We start from the raw sequence: 17,413 nt of genomic DNA, 5'->3' as shown, positions 1-17,413 counted from the left end.
CTAGTTTTCGGTTTGAGTAACCATTAGATGGATCCATGATCATCCCTTGTTCCAAAGATGAGCCAATCTCCAAATCCGCCCTCATCTAATTAGGGATTCCAATTCACCCCCTGCACCGGCAGACCAATCCGCTTCAAGATATCAGAGCCAATAAAGAGCTGGCCGCCGATCATCATAGGGTCAGTTGGCGTTAAACTTACGCTCCCCCCAGGTCCTTTCAAGGTAAAAGATGTGCCCCCCGCTTTTCCAGACAGCTTCGTTTGCTTAACCTCCAGGCCTGTCTGCTCCGCCAATTCGCGAACGGGGAACAGAGTCCGGCCGTTTTGGACAAAAGCAAAGGATAAATTCACCGCACGACCGCCAATCGCAGCTCGGACCAAGATTTGATCTTGAGATTGGACCGATGTCACCGGCAAATCCTGTGGCTGCAAACCAGCTGGAGGCGCAGTAGCAGGGTCCGGCCACGGAAGTTGGCGGCCTTCAGCCAAGCTAATGCTTCTAAGCTCTTTCCAATCCTGTTCCGTCGCCGGGCGGTGCTTACCGTCTGCTAGCGTATACACTATGCTTGGATTTCCCGTTTTATTGAGGGTGATGAGAAGCCGCCCCCCTTTTGCGTCATAGTATTCTGGTCGGCCATATGCCAGGTGCTTCTTCTTCCCCGTCTCCGTGTTGATGATCAGTATTTCATCCGGTTTATGTGGAACGCTGTACTGAACCGCAAGCGCATTTCCGTCCGGCATCGCCTTAAAACGCAGACGGTTAGGCACGCGCTCGATCTCGCGGATCACGCCGGAACGGGTTCGAAGGAGCAGGCTGAAATCGGAAGCAGTATACTCCTTTCCCTGCGCGTCCTGCCGCTTGTAATAGTTTTTTACGTAGCGCAATCCATGCTGGAGGTCCGAGCCGCCTGCAAAATATACCCCTCTCGTCGCAGTCTCCTTGGATGGGTCGTATACGGTCGAGTATAGCCCTTCCATAGGATCGCCGTATTTCGTCCTGTCCACGACCGGTGTTTCCAATGTGTAGTCCCGATGTATCGTTACTCCTTCTGCAAACGCATGCCACTCCCCCTCCGGATCAAGATAGATGGTGCGACTGCTCATTTGGTCGGCTGTAGCATAGTAGTAGGAATAACCGGTTGCCTGATCATAAAACGAAGAGCTAAATTTCCATTTAGTCGCCGACTTTTGGACGGGTACCTGCGCCGCCTGCCCAGTTGCGGATGGTTTCTGAATGCTTAGAGCCTGATCCTGAACTGCTAAATCCCCTGCCGCCACAAGCGGGCTGGGTATCACCGTGGCTCCCAAAATCGTCAGCATCACGGCAGACCGTGCAAAGGTGCCAAAGTGGAGCTTTTTATCCATAACTATTTCATCTCCCTGCCCCTGGTATCAAATATGTAACGTCTTTGTCCGGTTTTCGATCCGGATCGAACTACATGTTTAACGCTTTTTCGTTTGGGAAAGTTGCCGATTTTTGCAAACGCTGGTAACCTCGCCGGTTCTAAAGATTCGGAATCGTTCAGAAAAGAAAAATGAGGAGCCTGCGCTTACTCGCAGGCTCCTCATTTGACGTCGCTTAACACGATTATTCTTTTCGGTATCCTTCTATCTCAGTGTTTTCACCCACTTCAGCAGCACCGCTGCCTGATCCGCCGTCAGCTTCTTGCCGCTTTGGGCGGTAACCTCCTGCTCGAACGCGGACAGCTGTCCCTGCACCGCTTGAGCCTGATCACGTCCGGCCGAAGCCTTAGCCGCCAGCAGCTTCGCGTTCAGCGACTCTGCAAAGTCGGCATCCGCAGGCAGGAACGAACGCACAAGCATGCTCAGACTGTCGTACGTTGCCTTAACTTCGAATGAAAACTCCTTTGTGCTTTCATTGCCTGCGGCATCTTTAGCCGAAGCCGTGATCACATTGATGCCGGGCTCCAGCTCATATGCGGGTCGGTCTGTCCCGATGCACGGTTTCGATGCGACACCGGATAAGCTGTCGGACGCTGCGCACTGAATGGACACCTTCTGATCTACCGTATAGGCTGCTTCCCCAGTAAACGTGATTTCAGGTACCGTTTTATCGATCTTGACCGTAAGCTCCCGCGCATCCTCCTTGTTGCCGGCCTGGTCCTCGGCCGAATAGGTCACCGTGGTGACTCCTTCGGCAGTCACGTTGAAGGATGCGGATGCTCCTTCCACTCGAACCGGTTCAAGCGAACCCGCTCCGCTGGCAGCATAGGTTATGGCGGCCACGCCGCTGCCCTCGTCCTCCGCCTGGATTTGCACGGATGCGTCACGGTTCAGCCAGCCGCTCTCGCCTGCAGCGGGCGATACCTCGGCCGTAGACACAGGCGCTGCCTGATCCACCGGTTCAGGCGTCCCTTCAACGGACAGGGAGAAGTCGTCATAATATGCCGACGCCATGTTGTAGCGGCTGACCACTGCGATCAAGCGGGCGTAGGCCGCGTTGTCGGGAGCCGTACCGTTCAGCGTCACGGTCTGCCACTGGGCCAGCCGGCTCTCGTCCAGATGGATCTCCTGCGTAGCCAGCGTTTGATTGCTGCTGTCAAAGAAGCGCAGCATCGTTCCCGGCTGTCCCGACTCGATATACACCTGGACTTTGGACGTGTATTTCTTGCCTGGTTCGACGGTGATCTTATCGCTCTGCAAGGCGACGGATCCCGTACGGGTATTATCCGTCAGCTTCAGGCTGGCACTGCCGGTGGAGCTCCGGTCCGTGCTGACCGCGTAGCTCAAATCGGAACTGGCTGCAAACAAGGGCGTCCATCCTGGGATCGCAGTGCCGCTCATGGCATCCTCAAATCCCGGATTTTTAACCGGAAGCGGAATGCCAGGTGGCTGCTCGACAATTTCCCCATCGACCTCAATCCGGTACATGATCGTATTCGTGGCATTGTCGGTAAAGTAGATGTTGCCGTCCTTGCCGAGCTCGAACCGGGCGGCATTGGTAATCGTGCGCGATTCCAGCGTTTGCGGATCAATGACCGTCAGTTTGTTGTTGAACAAAACGTACATCAGGCCGTCTTCCGACCAGCGGATCGTGTGATGAGCCCACTGCGTATAGCTAACGCCAGACTGCACCTTTTTGCTCTTTACAACCTGATACGTATTTGGATCCAGCGCAAATACGTATTCATACGCCGCGCCCCAGATCAGTCCGTCCGGACCTACGCTCAAATCCCCGATGAAGACCGGTTTATCGAGTCCGGCGATCCGCAGCGGGAATTCTGTGATCTTCTGCTCGGTCTGGGTGTCCCATACGAATATTTTCGCTTCATCCGCCGATGGCTCCGAACCGAGTCCCCCGCGAATCGTCGTCGATCCGAACAATTTGCCGTCTTTATAGGCAAGGCTCAGGACGCTTTGATCCTGCACGACGTTGCGGTGAACGCGGCTGTCCCCCGTAGCGGGATCATATACCGTAACCGATCCGCCAAGGGTACCGTAACCCGGGATGGTCGCGATATAGAGCTTGCCGCCTCCCGATGTCATATTCACCAGGCGTTCCTGCCCATTTTCCAGGACGAACGTCTTCTTCGGGTTTTCTGTCCCCGGCGGCTTGGTCATGTCGTATTCGAACAGCGCTCCTTCAGGATAGACGCCCATATACATTTTATCGCCGAGCGGATACACGCTGTCCGCCTGACCAATGGAGAATGCCGAGGAAGTCAGGGTATTCGGGTCGATAATCGAACCCCGGCTCGTTTGTACCCCGGTGACGAACAGATTCCCGTCCGGAGCAGACTGGATCCGGTTCACCACGCCCGGCAAACCCGGAACGACGGATGGCATCAGGTGCACTTGCTTGGTCTCGATGTTCATGATCGCCACTCCGCCGTCATAGCGGACGGTAACCAGGTTTTTACCCGGGAGGTCGGGGTTGTTCGGAAACTCTACCCAATCGGCTCCCCGGAATCCGCTGTTGTACTCCATTCCTGTTTCACTGACTTCATGCGTGGAAAGATCGAAGGTCTTCAATTTTTTGTCGGACATAAAATAAATTTTACCGTCCAAGGAATCGGTCTCGTGCAGTCCGGTCACGTTGTCCAGCACCGTATCGAGCCAGGAACCGGTTTGTGTATCATAAATGTACGCCGGACCCGGCACACCACTGCCATCCGTATAACGGGCGAACAGGTAGCGGTTGTCGATGGTGTCCAAATCGTATACCGTATCGTCCCCTTCCGGAACATTCAGTGACGCGGCAATGTCCGTCTTCTCGCCGGTTTCCAGGTTAACGCGGACAATCTGATGATGCGCCGTTCCCGCATAAATGTTACCGCCCTGATATGCGATGGAGCGGACATATTCTTGGGCAATGTTACCGATCACGCGGCCATAGTCCTTCGTTTGACCGGTGGCTGGATCGTACTGAATCACCTTGCCTCCAGGATACGTACCGACGTATACCCGGCCCGCCTCATCCGTTGTGATACAGATTGGCCACGATTCGCCGGCAAAGGAGGCGGCCTGTTCAACGGTATGCGTCACCGGAGAATATTTCCACAACCTGGCCCCGCTGCCGTCGGCCGCAACGTACAGCGTGCCGTCCGGCGCAACCGTATGCGCCCATGAGCTCTCCGAGGGCGGGATCGGAATGCTGCGCAGTAGCTTGTAATCCTCCAGGTCAATGACATTCAGCTGGCCCGGTTTCCCTTTAGACACGGTATACATGACCGGCCGTCCTTCTTCATAGCCTACGGTCCCGTTAAAAATCGAAACGGTGTAGTTCAGCGGCGGCAGCAGCTCTTCCGGGCTGCCATACACTTTCTGCGACAGACGGCTGTCTTCCGCCTTTGCCGTGCCGCTGCCTCCCATTCCAGTCCAGCCTGTTAACAGTACAACACATGCCAATAGTGCAAACCATGACTTTCGCATTCACACATCCTCCTTCAGGATTCGTATTCGAGAATCGTTCCCAGACAATCCGTAGGATTCAAATAGTTGGCGTAAGCCGCTTCCGCTTCACCTAGCGGGTAGCGGTGCGATATGAGCGGCAGTACCGATATCCGTCCTTCTGCGAGGAGGCGGACATATTCCGCAACGTTTCTGCCCTCGGTCCATCGCACATAACCGATCGGATAATCCCGGTTATCCTTCTCATATCCGCTGTCATATCTGCCGGGTCCGCCGGCCCTGGAGATGAGCACCTGCGCCTCCTTGCCGAACATCTGACCACGGGAAAACGTAGTGGTCAAGTCACCGACAACCACGATATTGCCGCGGTCGCGAATCCAGGTGAGCGACCGGTTGATCAGCTCCTCCCCCGGCCCCCCTGCGCACAAGATGACACTGTCCGCCCCATGGCCGTCCGTGAGGATCTGCAGCTGCTCCTCAAGCTGTTCATGCCGGTTATACGCATGACGGATTCCTTGTTCCTGCAGCATCAGTACGCGCTGCGCGTTCAAATCGAGCGCTGCGACGCGAACTGCAGCCGCTGAAGCGATTTGGGCAATGATCTGGCCCAGAATGCCAAGTCCTACGACCACCGCCGACTCCCCGAACCGCAGATCCGCCGTCCGCAGGGCATGAATGGCTATCGCCCCAAGGCCCGCAAAAGCGGCTTCCTCCGGCAGGACGTGGTCCGGTACCGCGGCCACCAAATTGGACGGAACCGTGAGATGTTCCGCATGCCGGACGTAAGGGGCTCCATAGCAGGCCACCCTTTGACCGGGCAGCAGGCCGGTCACGCCTTCGCCGATTTCCTCGACGATGCCGGCCGCGCTGTACCCGAGCAGGGACGGATGATCGCCGCCCTTTTTCAGAAAAGACAGCTCCGTGCCGGGACTAATGGCCGAATATTCGGTCCGGATCCGGACATGCCCCCTCTCCAGAGGCAGGTCTTCCGTATCCGTGACTACAATGCTTCCTCGTAATGCGGCAACGGCTTTCATGACGATGGTTCGCTCCTTCTACCCCTCCCCCGCCATTTTCCGGTATTCGCTGGGAGAGATGCCGTAGTATTTTTTGAACGTCGTGGTAAAGGTTGACGCGTTCATGTACCCCGTCTTTTCCCCGATTTCCGATATGTTGTAATCGGTGTTCTTCAGAAATTCGCGGGCGTGCGCCAGCCGCACCTTATTCAGGTATTCAACGTAGTTGATGCCGAACGTTTTCTTGAAATAGTTCGAAAAGTATTTCGGGCTCGTATCCAGCACCTCCGCCATATGGTCGAGGTACAGGTTGTTCATATAATGAAGTTCGATGTACTGCGAAATAAAGGCAGGATTCAGCTTACTTTTCGGCTCGCCGCCGCGGCTGCCGGCAACCTTCTTCACCACTTCCAGGAGCGCCTCCGTGATTTCGCGGTGATCATATGCCTGCTCTACCCGCCGGATGAACCGGGACTCCAGCTGCATCAGTTCCTGATCGCCTTCCGCCGTAGCTTTGGCCGGCTTGATCAGATAGAGGAACATGCTTTTGGCCACATGGGCCAGATGGTAATGATGAATGTTCCGGCGTGCATTTTCGTGAATAATGTCCGTCACGATTTGGAGGCTCTCCTCGGTCAGTCCGGCCGTCAGGCAGCGGGCCAAATGATCCATTTTCTCCAGTGGAAAATAAACGTCACCCACATACTGTACCGCCGCGGTATCGATCACGGTCTGCGCCTCATCCTGTACGTTCCTGTAGAGCATCCCGTTCAAGACGTCCTGATAAGAGGACAGAAGATTCGGGACATGAGCCTCATAATCCTTGCTGACAAAGGAACGGAGCACATATCCAGGCAGCACATCGCGGTTGGCTTCCTGAATGAAGGCAGCCCAGCCGGATATCACCGTCTGCCGGTCGCCGCCTTGCGGTATGCCCAGCAGGATAAGAAACTGCATCTCCCGCTGGTGAAACACTGCCGTATAGCCCGCACCCGCCATGCTGCCAAGTTCCTTGCGAAGCAGCTCAGTCACTTGCCGGGGCTCCATCGCAGGATGAGAACGATCCCCCTTCTGGGAAAGCCTCAAATCAAGGGATGCCATCACAAAGCTGCGGTCCCGGAAGAAAAACGGCTCATACTTCAGCACATCCCGCGCGATGTCGCTGGAGCGTTGGCTTTCCAGCACCCGGAAGAACGCGTTCCTGCACATATCGGCCTCGGCTCTCTCCATCCGCTGCCTTAGCGCCTCGTTCTCGCGCTGGACTTTGACGATGCCGCTGTAGATTTTCCGAAAGTCATTCCCTTTGACGCGGCCCTCTCCGAACAGCTGAAGAATGCCTTTGACCGGCAGGTACAGATAGACGCTGAGCAGCCCTGACAGCAGCACCGCGCTCACAATGGCGATCACCATAATGATCCGGCTGCCGCTGGCCACGGTATCGATATTCTGGAATTGATAAGGCATCTTATCAATGTAAATGAAATCGTTATAATCCGACTGGTACACATGATACTCGAAGTCACCGCGGGTCAGCGAGTCTTCCTGAGACTGGCTAAAATAGACGTCGTTCAGCACTTCGACCAGGTCCCAGTTTTTTTCCGTGCTGAGCGCGATTTTCCGGTCGCCGTCCAGCACGATCATGGACGATCCCGGAATCATGGAGGACATGTTCACATGCTGCAGCAGCTTTTCCGCATTGATCAGAATAATCACGTTTTTATCCGACAGCCTGTATTTGTTGCCGTCCATGACGGCGATGAGCTGCCGGCTTTGCGGTTTGGACCCTTCCGTCTGCATCATGTAATCGGAAGAAGGAAATACCGTAAACGGACGTTTGGATTTGGAAAAGCTGCGCCAGTACGAGGCATTGTACGTATCGTGTCTGTACTTGTTCTGGAAGAGCAGCTTCATGTCGCTCGTTCCATTAGCCGTAATGGCCAGATCCTGGTTGTCGTAAAAAACGATGACATCTTCGATATAATCGACAGAAGAAATCAGCGATGCCAGATTATCTTGCAAATTATAGACCTGCGCCATATCCATGCGGCCGCCGTCTCCGGATTTGACCGGATCAAACGGCAGTCCGTGGATCGTAAAAATCAGATTGTTGACCGTCGTAAAGCTGCTGTCGAACGCCTGGATGATATTTTTAACGACGAGCCGATTGTTTTGCGTAACTTTGTCATAGATGCCGGAAATGGATTTTTTGTAAACGACATAGCTTGATGCAGACATGATCATGATGACTAACAGCAGAGAGCAGAAGATTTGCAGTAGTCCCCGGTTTGCAAGCAGCCGATTCATTGGCGTCACCTCTCATGATGACAACTATTCCACATCCGTCCGCTTAACCCTTCTCGGAACCTAACATGACCCCTTTGGCAAAATACTTTTGGGCAAAAGGATAGATCAGCAGCACCGGAATCATCGACAGCACGATTGTGGCGTTCTTGACCGCCTGCGGTGCGAGGGCCGCCCGGTCCACGAGTCCGGCATCATTTTCGCTGTTAAAAATGAGCATATCGCGCAGGACCACCTGAAGCGGATACATCTCCTTGTCGTTCAAATAAATGAGCGGAAGGAAGAAGCTGTTCCAGTGGCCCATGAAAAAGAACAGGCCGATGGATGCCAGCGCCGGCTTGGAAAGCGGAATGACGATACTGAACAGAATCCGCGTCTCCGATGCGCCGTCGATGAGGGCTGCCTCACGGATCTGCGACGACATATTTTCATAGAAGCTCTTCAGTATGATCAGCTCCATCGTCCAGATCGCGTTTGGCAGCACAAGCGACCAGACCGTATCCGTCAGTCCCAGCTTCTGAACGACGATGTATGTGGGGATAATGCCGGGATTGAGAAACATCGTGACAATGATCCCCAGCATGAACACCCTCCGCCCGAAGAAATTGGGCTGGGACAGCGGATACGCAGCCACCGCCGTAAACAGCAGATTGATGAAGGTACCCAATGCCGTATAGTAAATGGAATTCAGATAAGCTCTGGGAATCGTGTTGTTGCTCAGCACTTCTTTGTAGGCATCGAGATTAAAGCCTTTGGGAAACAGGAATACCTTGCCCTGAATGACCGAAGCCGTGTCGCTGAACGAAATGACCGTGATGTAGAGCACCGGATAGAGCGTCGCAATCGCGATGCAGGCCAGGATCAGGGCGTTGACGATGCTGAAGACCGATATTTTGCGTTCTCCTACCATAGCCCTTTCCCTCCGATCTTCCGGCTGATTGCGTTTGCGCCAAGGAGCATCGTCATGGCCACCAGCGCTTCAAACATGCCGACCGCGGCGGCATAGCTGTAATTGGATTCGAGCAGTCCTTTCCGGTACACATATGTCGAGAAGACGTCGGCCACGTTGTAGGTCATCGGATTGTACAGCAGCAGTACCTTTTCGTAGCCGATTCGGATCATCGAGCCTGTTTTCAGGATGAACATAATGAGCATCGTCGGCATGAGACCTGGAATCGTAATGTGCCGGATCATGTGAAACCGGGATGCGCCGTCAACACGGGCCGCTTCATACAGCGTCGGATTGATTCCCGCAATCGCGGCCAGGTAGATGATCGACTCGTAGCCGATCGTGCTCCAGATCTCGGAGATCACATAGATCGGACGGAACCAGCCGGGATCGACGAGAAAGTACTTTTTCTCAAAGCCGAACGCAGCCAGCAGCTGGTTCAGCAGTCCGTTCGTCGGCGACAGGAAGTCGATGATCATGCTGCTGATAATGACGACTGACAAAAACGCCGGCAGATAACTGAGCGTCTGCACCGATTTTTTAAACCATTTGGTCCGGACCTCGTTCAGCAGGACCGCCAGCAGAATCGGGAACGGGAAGCCGAAGATCAGCGTGTAAAATCCAAGCAGCAATGTATTGCGGAACAGCATCCAAAAGTCCTGATTGCTGAAAAATTTAACAAAATGCTTCAGGCCGACCCAATCGCTGCCCATCACGCCGGAGAATACGCTGTAATCCTTAAAGGCGATAATCAAGCCGTATAGGGGACCGTAGCGAAAAATGATATAAAAGAGAATACACGGGATAAAGAGCAGCAGCAGTTCACGGTCCCGCCGGATGTGCTTCAGCGTTTCGGTCAAACGTCCCTTGTTCGGTTTCTTCATAAGTCTTCAAATCCTCATTGATTTATTTCGCCGCGTCGTAACGTTTTTGGGCATCGTTATAAATTTTCATCAGGTCGTCCAGGCCCTGCTTGGCGATTTGCTTCTTGAAATTTTCGAACTGTGCGTCGCCGTAAGATTTATCCAGAATATATTTGGCGTTGAATTCCTCTGCCGCTTTCTGAAGCGATGTTTGCAGCTCCGCCATCGTGGAAATTTCGTCATCGGTGAAGTTCAGGATCGGATCCATCGGTTCTCTCTTGTCCTCTTTCATGATTTTGTCCTGGGCTTCCTGTTCTTTTTCGGAGAACTTATAGTACACGCTGCGTTTATCCGGTCTGAGGTAAGCTCCTTCCAGCCACATGCCATAGCGGTCTTCCAGCACACCGATATCGACAAGCGGGAGATCTTTGAGTTCCGGATACACCGGACGGCCGTCCTGCCCCCATTCGAAGTTGACGCCCTCCACACCGACGGTCATCAGCTCGCCGCCCGAAGGACTGGTGAGGTAATCGAGAAGTTTAAGCGCCGCTTCCTTGTTCTTGTTGTTGGCGACCGCAATGCTGAAGTCGGATACTTTCGGAAGGGTTCTGACATGGCCCGTTGGGCCGACCGGGTTGGCGTATCTTAAATCATAATCCGGATTTTTGTCCTTCACCTGGTTGTAGAACAAGTCGAGTCTGCCGATCCAATCCCAGGTGACAAACGATTTGTCGGTCGTCATTTTCGTCGTCCAGGAATCCTGCGTATCCGTCAGAAACTCGGGATCCATCAGCCCTTCGTTGTACAGCTTTTTCATAAAATCAAGCATATCCTTGTGCTCCGGCTGAACCGTCGCATATTTCCACGTTCCGTCCTTTTCGTCGTAATACGCCGGATAGTTGTCGCCATTACCGATGCCCCATCCGAAGGACCAATCTCTGAAGATGTTGGCCAATCCTTTGGAAGCATACGGATAAGAATCCGGGTAAATTTCCTTGAGCTTCTTCAGAGCCTGGTAGAATTCTTCTGTATTTGTCCATTCCTTGATGCCGTTCTTGTCAAAAATGTCTTTCCGGTACAGGAAGCCGTGATTGACATCCCGGTTAAGATCGTAGATCGGCCACGTATAAATGTTGCCTTTTTCGTCGCCAAACGATTTAATGACCCAGTTGTTTTCCTGCAAATACAATTTGGAGAAGTTCGGCAGCATGTCGGCATATTCGTTGATTGCGACTACGCCTTTTTGCTGGCCGATTTTTTTCAGTTCAGCCGGCTTCAGCCCGATAAAAATGTCCGGAAGTTTGCCGGAGGCCACCACAACCTTCAATTTGTCCTGATACGTTTGCGGGGAATACGTTTGGAACTCGACCTTGATCCCCGTACGCTTCTCCAGCTCCTGGACGATCAGCTTGTCGTCGCCGATTTTGGCCGAGTTGCTCGACAACATAAATTTAATCGTCGTCGGCTTATCAACCAGCGGCAGCTTTAATCCGCCGGTGTCGCCATACTGCTCGGTGCTGCTTCCGGCTCCGGCGCCTCCGGTTGTTGCAGGTTCCGCTGCCGGTGCTGCTCCTTCATTGGAAGTTTTGCTTCCACCGCTGCAAGCGCTGAGTACGAAGATGAGCATCGTGACTGCCGCAACCATACTGATCCACTTCTTTGCCATACTCTTTCCTCCTTCATGTTTTGGGGCTCATCTTGGGGGTGTTACGATTTTCGGTGTTCGTGATTCACCGGTAATCCCATCATAAAAACGCTTCCACCTGCGGTAAACAGCGTGATTTCCTTGGGCTTGGAATTTACCGAACCACGAGCACCGAAATGGCTGAAAATGCTGCTGCATCAAGCTTTTGAGCGGTGTGGAAAATGCTAAATCGGTAGAAATATATCAAATTCTCCGCTTTCGGGATGTCAGGTTTTTATCATTTTCTACGCGTGATTGGATTTCGTTTCCAGCCACAGGTTCAGTTGCCCGCGGACAAAATCGTCGTCGTTCAAATGGGGATAATCCCGATATATCCGGTCGATTTCTTCCGCCTGCCCAGGAGAAAGTGTCTCTTCCGGATTCAGGCACCAGATCCCTCGCATCAGCCCCTGCCTCCGCAGCACTTCGTGAATGCCCGGAATACAACCGGCAAATTGGTGGGCGGGATCGAAAAATGCAGCATTGGTGTCGGTCACCTCCACATTCCGTCTCAACCATTCTTTCGCAATGGTGCCTCCATCGCGAACCTGCTTGATTTCCTCCAGCAGCTCTACGGCTTTCCGCGTCCATACCGCCCAATGGCCGAGCAGTCCGCCGACAACCTTCTTCTCCACGAGCTCACCGTCCACCCGGAACCGGTAAGTCGTGAATAGATCAACAATGATATTGTCGTCGTTGCCTGTGTACAGGGCGATTTCGTCGCGGCGGCTGGAATAACAGACGGCCCTGGCAACATCGAGGGTTTGATACCGGTTAAACGGCGCCATCTTGATGGCGACAACGTTGGGAATTTCGGCCAATTCCCGCCAGAAGTCAAAGCTGAACATTCGTCCGCCCACGGAGGGCTGGAGATAGAAGCCGATGACGGGTATCTTTTGAGCAACTTCCCGTGTGCGCTCCAGCAGCTCTTCCTCGCTACAATTCGCCAGTCCTCCCATGCTTAGCAGACCTGCATCATAGCCGAGCTTCCGCGCGGTTTCCGCCTCCCTGAGCGCTTGGGCGGTCGGACCGCATATGCCAGCCACCAAAATGAAGGGACGCTGCAGCTGTGCACGCTGGACCTCCTCGGCCGCCATCCGAAGGACAGGCTCGAACAAATCGACGCCGGGGTCCCGGATTTCAAACTGGGTGGAATGGACGCCTACGGCGATTCCTCCTACGCCTGAATCTATATAGTAACGCGTCAATGCCCGCTGATGCCGCTCATCCAGCTTCCGGTTTTCATCCAGTGCCAGAGGGTGGGCCGGGATGACCAGGCCGTCGTGCAGCGCTGCGATTTGCTCTGCGGTTAGCGAATGCTCCGGATTTTTCATATCAGAACTTCCCCTTTCTTTCCTGAAAATGCGTAGGTTTGCTCCATGTCGCCCCTCCCTGCCGAACCCAGTCCGCGATCCAGTCGATCATTTGCAGGAGAGATACCTGCGGATAGCCGAACAGCTGATGGGACTTCGACGCGTTGCTGAGCAGCGCAGTATCCGCCTCCGTCCCCGTAAACACCACTTCTTTGCCTAAACGGCGCGCCAACTCTTCCGCCGCCCAGCGGATCGACATCGTTTCCGGTCCCGTCACGTTGATGATCTGCGGCGGGTTGGCGCATTGGGTCAGGCAGCGCAGCGCCATTTCGTTCGCATCCCCCTGCCAAATGACATTGGCGTAGCCCATGGTCACATCGACCGGCCTTCCTTCGTTGACGGACTTCGCCAGCTCCAACAGCACGCCGTACCGCATGTCGATCGCATAGTTCAGCCGGTAAATCGCCATCGGTGTACCGTACTGATGCGAGAAATACTCGAAGATCCGCTCCCTGCCGAGGCAGGACTGCGCATATTCTCCAACCGGTTCCGGTGGAGTATGCTCACTGGCTCCACCGCTGGCGACCGGGGTGAAGGGATACACATTACCGGAAGAAAACACAACGATCCTGGAATCGCGGTATTTCTCGGCGACCCTGCCGGGCAAATAGCTGTTCATCGCCCATGTAAAATACTCCCTTCCCGTCGTTCCGAATTTATGCCCGGCCATGAAAATGACGTTCGGCACGTCGGGCAGCTGCCGGAGCTCCTGATCATTCAGCAAATCGCACGAAATCGTAGTCACCCCGGCATCCTCCAGTTCCTTGCGGGTCTCTTCATTCGAGAAGCGCGATACCCCGATGACCTTCTTGTTCATGCCCCCCATTCGTATCGCATTCGCGGCCAGTCTGGCCAGACTCGGACCCATTTTGCCACCAACGCCCAGCACGAGAATATCCCCGTCGACGGACATGAGGTCGGCAATGAGCGCTTCCGACGGCTGAGCCAGCCGTGCTTCCAATTCAGCTACACTTTTCATCCTTGTTCTTCCTCCCATTCAATCGTTTTCCACTTCATCATAAAGACTCGGCCTATATAAAGACAAATCTTTTAATTGTCTTTAAATTAGCGGGATTTTGGCGCAAAATAAAAGCGATACAGGTTCATTGCCTGTACCGCTAAGGTTCTGAATATTTAGCTGTTTGCTAAAGATTTTCTTTATAGAAGGCACCTAATTTTTCAACGGCTTTATTCACTGGCTCTGGTCTGTCGTATAGGTCATAATGGCTTGCCCCTTCAATAACGAACAGATCTTTTTTCTCTGAAGCTGCTCGGTTATAAAGCTCGTGGCCATCCTTATATGATCCAAACGCTCCTTGCACACCACCGACAATGATTTGCAAAGGTTGAGTCAGTAAAGTTTCTGCCAAATGGAAAGCATCAAAGGCAATGATTGAATCAACACTGGTGAATTTCAATTTGTTTGGAGAGTTAGGGCTCTGACCTCTTGGTGTTCTATAGTAATCAACCGCTTGTACAAGATCCAGTTCAGTCATTCCCGCTTCTTCTCTTTCAGCATGACTGTTAGGAATCCACTGAACAACCAGAGGCTCGGCTCCACGTGCTTCAGCCGTACGTTGCAGGGCAACCTGCTCTAACATTTGGATTGGATCGTTTTCACGATATCCTCGACCTATATTCGCAACGGAAACTGCACCTACAGCTTTGATGCGCCGTTCTGTCATCGAAGCATTTACAGCATACCCGCCTCCTGCACAAATGCCTAACACGCCAATACGATCTTCATCGACATCATCCAGAGTCGTTAAGTAATCAACCGCAGACCGGATATCCTCAACACGTGAAGCCGGGTATTCAGCATAACGAGGCTCGCCATCGCTTTCTCCTTGATAGGATGCATCGAATACAATCGTTACGTACCCAAGCTCAGCAAGTTTCTCTGCATAAATGCCCGCCGTTTGTTCTTTACAGCTGCTGCCCGGATGAACGCAAACTATAGCTGGATTTTGTTTCTTGTCTTCAGCAAGTTCAGGTACATTTAAAATCGCGGCTATTTGCAGCCCATGTGCATGAAATTTCACATTCCTTTTGGTGACTGTCACCGTTAAAACCACCTTTATTCATATTTAATATACACTTGTGCGTATTAATCACCTCGTGTATATTTACTTTAAAATAAGGGGTCTGTTGATTCAATGACCACATCGCGCAATATGCGTGCTAATACACAAGTTGTTTTTATTGTGTACTATCATCAAGGAGGACTGCTGCATGGTTAAAACAGATCGAAGAATTTTAAAGTCTCGGCAAGCTATTCAATCGACGTTTTTGCAAATGTTACTTCAGGAAGGGTTTGATGAAATTACGGTTAAAAAACTTACGGAAAAAGCTGACATTGGCCGAAAAACATTCTACCTGCATTATACTGATAAATATGATCTGTTAGACAAGATGGTGGACGACCATATCGCACAATTGCGAGTAATATGTGATCAAAAACAAGACATCGGGCTTATCGAAGGTTCGATATTATGGTTTTCTTATTTTGAGCAGCATAAACCATTTTTTGCAGCATTGTTTAAAAGTGAAGGTGCCTCAACATTTCGCAAAAAGCTATTGTCTTTTACTATGGCGGAGATAGACAAAAAACTTAATGAGGATTCGCTTCCGATTATTGATAAGCATATTTTTTTGAAGTTTTTAGGAACGGCAACCATGGGAGTATTGGAATCCTATGTATTAGGAGAATTAGATAGTGATATTGAAGCTGTAGCAACGCAAGTTGTGCAGCTATATAAAACGCAATTAATCGGCTAACAAGATCGTTCATATCGTCAAATATGCTCCCTTGGCATCCCCAAACAAAAAGGAGAATCTTCTTTAAAAGATTCCCCGCAGATAAACATCATTTATCGTTCTGGTGTTCGTTAGGCATTCAATCTTCTTTCCCGTTTAGAAAGCTTATTGTTCTCATAACCATTTTCTGAAAAAATTCAATCAGGCGCGTCTCCTGCTTCAGGCGAAGTCCTGTCCAAACAGATAAACCTGAATATTTGCCGCGGCCGCCCGCGCGGCACCTTCTCCATGCCGGCAATGGCCACCAGCCCATGATCGATCCACTGCAGCAGCAGCCGATGCGCGCTCCGTACCGTAATGCCGAGCAATGACGCCAGCTCATGGACCTTATAATCGGTTTGGCCGTACTTGGCCCGGTTATGAAGCAGTCGGCTCAAATACGCGCTGGTCATGCCGGCATCCACCGCATGCTTCATCAGCTCCGCATCGGTGAAAGACAGCACCTCCCGGACCGGATCGGCCATTTCGAGCGGTCCGATCAGCGTCTCGTCCTCCCTGACGATAAAACAGGCATTCCCTCCTGCCTCCTTCGCCTTCCGCATCGCGGTTCGGGCATGGGTGCCGGCCAGACTGGCCGAACGGCCGAAGCCGATCCCGATGCTCAGCGAGATGCCGTGCGTCGTATTCACATCTTTGGCCAGCGGAATCGTCTTGTATCCGCCGCTTTCGCGTTCGAAGATGCCCCGCGTCGTAAAGAAAAGGTATTCGTCCCCTCCCTGGTGGGCCAGAAATCCGTCCAGCGATTCCACATAGTCGAGCACCATGCGGTGGATGTCCAGTTTCAGCTTCTGAACCTCATGCTCATTGCTCCGCTGCATGGCTACGCGTTCGAAATGATCGACGTTGATCATCCCGACGACGATTTGGGACTCTTTGCTGCGCCGGGTCTCCGTTGACAGAAGCGCCCGTTCGAGCGCGACGACGATGTCTTGATCGGAGGGAAGCAGCCACTCGGAAGGGATGCCCCTTTCCTCCAAGCGCTGAGCCACTGCCTGCTGTCCTGTAAAAACGACGGAGCATCCGCCGGACTCAAATCCGTCTTGATGGAATGCAATCAGCTTATCCGGCGACGCATATACCGGACCGTCATACACGTTCCACCGTTCATCCGTCACCCCTAAATCCCTGCACGCTCTGCGAACCATCGTTTCGGTGAGCGTATCCACCGAGATTCCCCGGTCAAGCAGGCCCCGCTGATGCGCCGCGAACAGCGCCTTATAGAGGCCCGCATCGGTTAACGGTACGTAATGGGCTGGGACGGTTACCCGTGGGTTTTCCTTGACCTTCCTGTGAGACAACGGGTCGGACAAGAGCAGCACCTCCGTCTCACTGGCTAACCGTTCCGCCAGCATGGACGCCTCCGCCGCATCCTCAAATACCCGGGGAACGGCTTCAAAAGAAGGAAACGTCTCGATCACGCGCAGGATCTGTTCAACCAAACGTTTAGGTCCGATGATCCCGATCGGGATCTGATGAGCGGCCTGCAGACGTTGATAAAAATGATTCTCCTGGTTAGCTGGCAATTCTTGTCCCCCCGTT

General features: G+C 52.9%; 12 protein-coding genes. 1 reads left to right on the top strand and 11 read right to left on the bottom strand.

From position 1 onward, the window contains the following. Nucleotides 1-89: 89 nt before the first annotated feature. The 10 genes from MKY74_RS18420 to MKY74_RS18375 all read right to left on the bottom strand — a co-directional run bounded on the left by MKY74_RS18420 (nt 90) and on the right by MKY74_RS18375 (nt 15,120). Nucleotides 90-1,364, bottom strand: coding sequence for a hypothetical protein (locus tag MKY74_RS18420; RefSeq protein ID WP_076166795.1), 1,275 nt, complete (start codon nt 1,362-1,364; stop codon nt 90-92). Between the two features lie 243 nt (nt 1,365-1,607). After that, entirely contained in the window at nt 1,608-4,892 is a 3,285-nt protein-coding gene (locus MKY74_RS18415) for an OmpL47-type beta-barrel domain-containing protein (RefSeq protein WP_076166798.1), read from the bottom strand. A 14-nt stretch (nt 4,893-4,906) separates the two neighbouring features. After that, entirely contained in the window at nt 4,907-5,908 is a 1,002-nt protein-coding gene (locus MKY74_RS18410) for a zinc-dependent alcohol dehydrogenase (protein WP_076166801.1), read from the bottom strand. 18 nt (nt 5,909-5,926) lie between these two features. Then, the gene (locus MKY74_RS18405; RefSeq protein ID WP_076166803.1) at nt 5,927-8,191 is read right to left on the bottom strand and encodes a helix-turn-helix transcriptional regulator; all 2,265 of its coding nucleotides are present in this window, start codon (nt 8,189-8,191) and stop codon (nt 5,927-5,929) included. Nucleotides 8,192-8,234: 43 nt separating this feature from the next. Further along, the gene (locus MKY74_RS18400) at nt 8,235-9,098 is read right to left on the bottom strand and encodes a carbohydrate ABC transporter permease (protein ID WP_076166805.1); all 864 of its coding nucleotides are present in this window, start codon (nt 9,096-9,098) and stop codon (nt 8,235-8,237) included. Further along, nucleotides 9,092-10,021 (bottom strand): ABC transporter permease, encoded by a 930-nt coding sequence (locus MKY74_RS18395; protein WP_076166808.1) that lies wholly within the window; start codon nt 10,019-10,021, stop codon nt 9,092-9,094. The genes MKY74_RS18400 and MKY74_RS18395 overlap by 7 nt, the downstream gene beginning before the upstream one ends. A gap of 22 nt (nt 10,022-10,043) precedes the next feature. After that, nucleotides 10,044-11,666: an extracellular solute-binding protein gene (locus MKY74_RS18390; protein ID WP_076166810.1), complete on the bottom strand. Its 1,623-nt coding sequence runs from the start codon at nt 11,664-11,666 to the stop codon at nt 10,044-10,046. Nucleotides 11,667-11,929: 263 nt separating this feature from the next. Further along, the gene (locus MKY74_RS18385) at nt 11,930-13,018 is read right to left on the bottom strand and encodes a dihydrodipicolinate synthase family protein (RefSeq protein ID WP_076166813.1); all 1,089 of its coding nucleotides are present in this window, start codon (nt 13,016-13,018) and stop codon (nt 11,930-11,932) included. A gap of 1 nt (nt 13,019) precedes the next feature. Further along, a complete protein-coding gene (locus MKY74_RS18380) occupies nt 13,020-14,036 on the bottom strand; it encodes an NAD-dependent epimerase/dehydratase family protein (protein ID WP_076166816.1) in 1,017 nt (338 codons plus the stop codon). A 166-nt stretch (nt 14,037-14,202) separates the two neighbouring features. Then, the gene (locus tag MKY74_RS18375; RefSeq protein WP_076166820.1) at nt 14,203-15,120 is read right to left on the bottom strand and encodes an alpha/beta hydrolase; all 918 of its coding nucleotides are present in this window, start codon (nt 15,118-15,120) and stop codon (nt 14,203-14,205) included. Between the two features lie 169 nt (nt 15,121-15,289). Between MKY74_RS18375 and MKY74_RS18370 the strand changes: the two genes are divergently transcribed. Beyond that, on the top strand, nt 15,290-15,835 hold the full coding sequence (locus tag MKY74_RS18370) for a TetR/AcrR family transcriptional regulator (RefSeq protein ID WP_076166823.1): 546 nt from the start codon (nt 15,290-15,292) through the stop codon (nt 15,833-15,835). Between the two features lie 176 nt (nt 15,836-16,011). On the opposite strand, the gene MKY74_RS18365 is transcribed toward MKY74_RS18370, so the two are convergent. After that, on the bottom strand, nt 16,012-17,397 hold the full coding sequence (locus MKY74_RS18365) for a hypothetical protein (RefSeq protein WP_076166826.1): 1,386 nt from the start codon (nt 17,395-17,397) through the stop codon (nt 16,012-16,014). Between the last annotated feature and the right edge of the window lie 16 nt (nt 17,398-17,413).

This window comes from Paenibacillus sp. FSL R5-0378, from assembly GCF_038009285.1.
GTDB classification, from domain to species: domain Bacteria; phylum Bacillota; class Bacilli; order Paenibacillales; family Paenibacillaceae; genus Paenibacillus_AQ; species Paenibacillus_AQ favisporus.
Note: the sequence above shows the minus strand (reverse complement) of the source record. Positions and strands in the feature narration are given on the sequence as shown.

Coding starts and splice junctions, on each gene's coding strand:
- MKY74_RS18395 (WP_076166808.1), bottom strand. CDS start 10,021: ATGAAGAAACCGAACAAGGGACGTTTGACCGAAACGCTGAAGCACATC.
- MKY74_RS18385 (WP_076166813.1), bottom strand. CDS start 13,018: ATGAAAAATCCGGAGCATTCGCTAACCGCAGAGCAAATCGCAGCGCTG.
- MKY74_RS18405 (WP_076166803.1), bottom strand. CDS start 8,191: ATGAATCGGCTGCTTGCAAACCGGGGACTACTGCAAATCTTCTGCTCT.
- MKY74_RS18420 (WP_076166795.1), bottom strand. CDS start 1,364: ATGGATAAAAAGCTCCACTTTGGCACCTTTGCACGGTCTGCCGTGATG.
- MKY74_RS18370 (WP_076166823.1), top strand. CDS start 15,290: ATGGTTAAAACAGATCGAAGAATTTTAAAGTCTCGGCAAGCTATTCAA.
- MKY74_RS18410 (WP_076166801.1), bottom strand. CDS start 5,908: ATGAAAGCCGTTGCCGCATTACGAGGAAGCATTGTAGTCACGGATACG.
- MKY74_RS18415 (WP_076166798.1), bottom strand. CDS start 4,892: ATGCGAAAGTCATGGTTTGCACTATTGGCATGTGTTGTACTGTTAACA.
- MKY74_RS18390 (WP_076166810.1), bottom strand. CDS start 11,666: ATGGCAAAGAAGTGGATCAGTATGGTTGCGGCAGTCACGATGCTCATC.
- MKY74_RS18400 (WP_076166805.1), bottom strand. CDS start 9,098: ATGGTAGGAGAACGCAAAATATCGGTCTTCAGCATCGTCAACGCCCTG.
- MKY74_RS18380 (WP_076166816.1), bottom strand. CDS start 14,036: ATGAAAAGTGTAGCTGAATTGGAAGCACGGCTGGCTCAGCCGTCGGAA.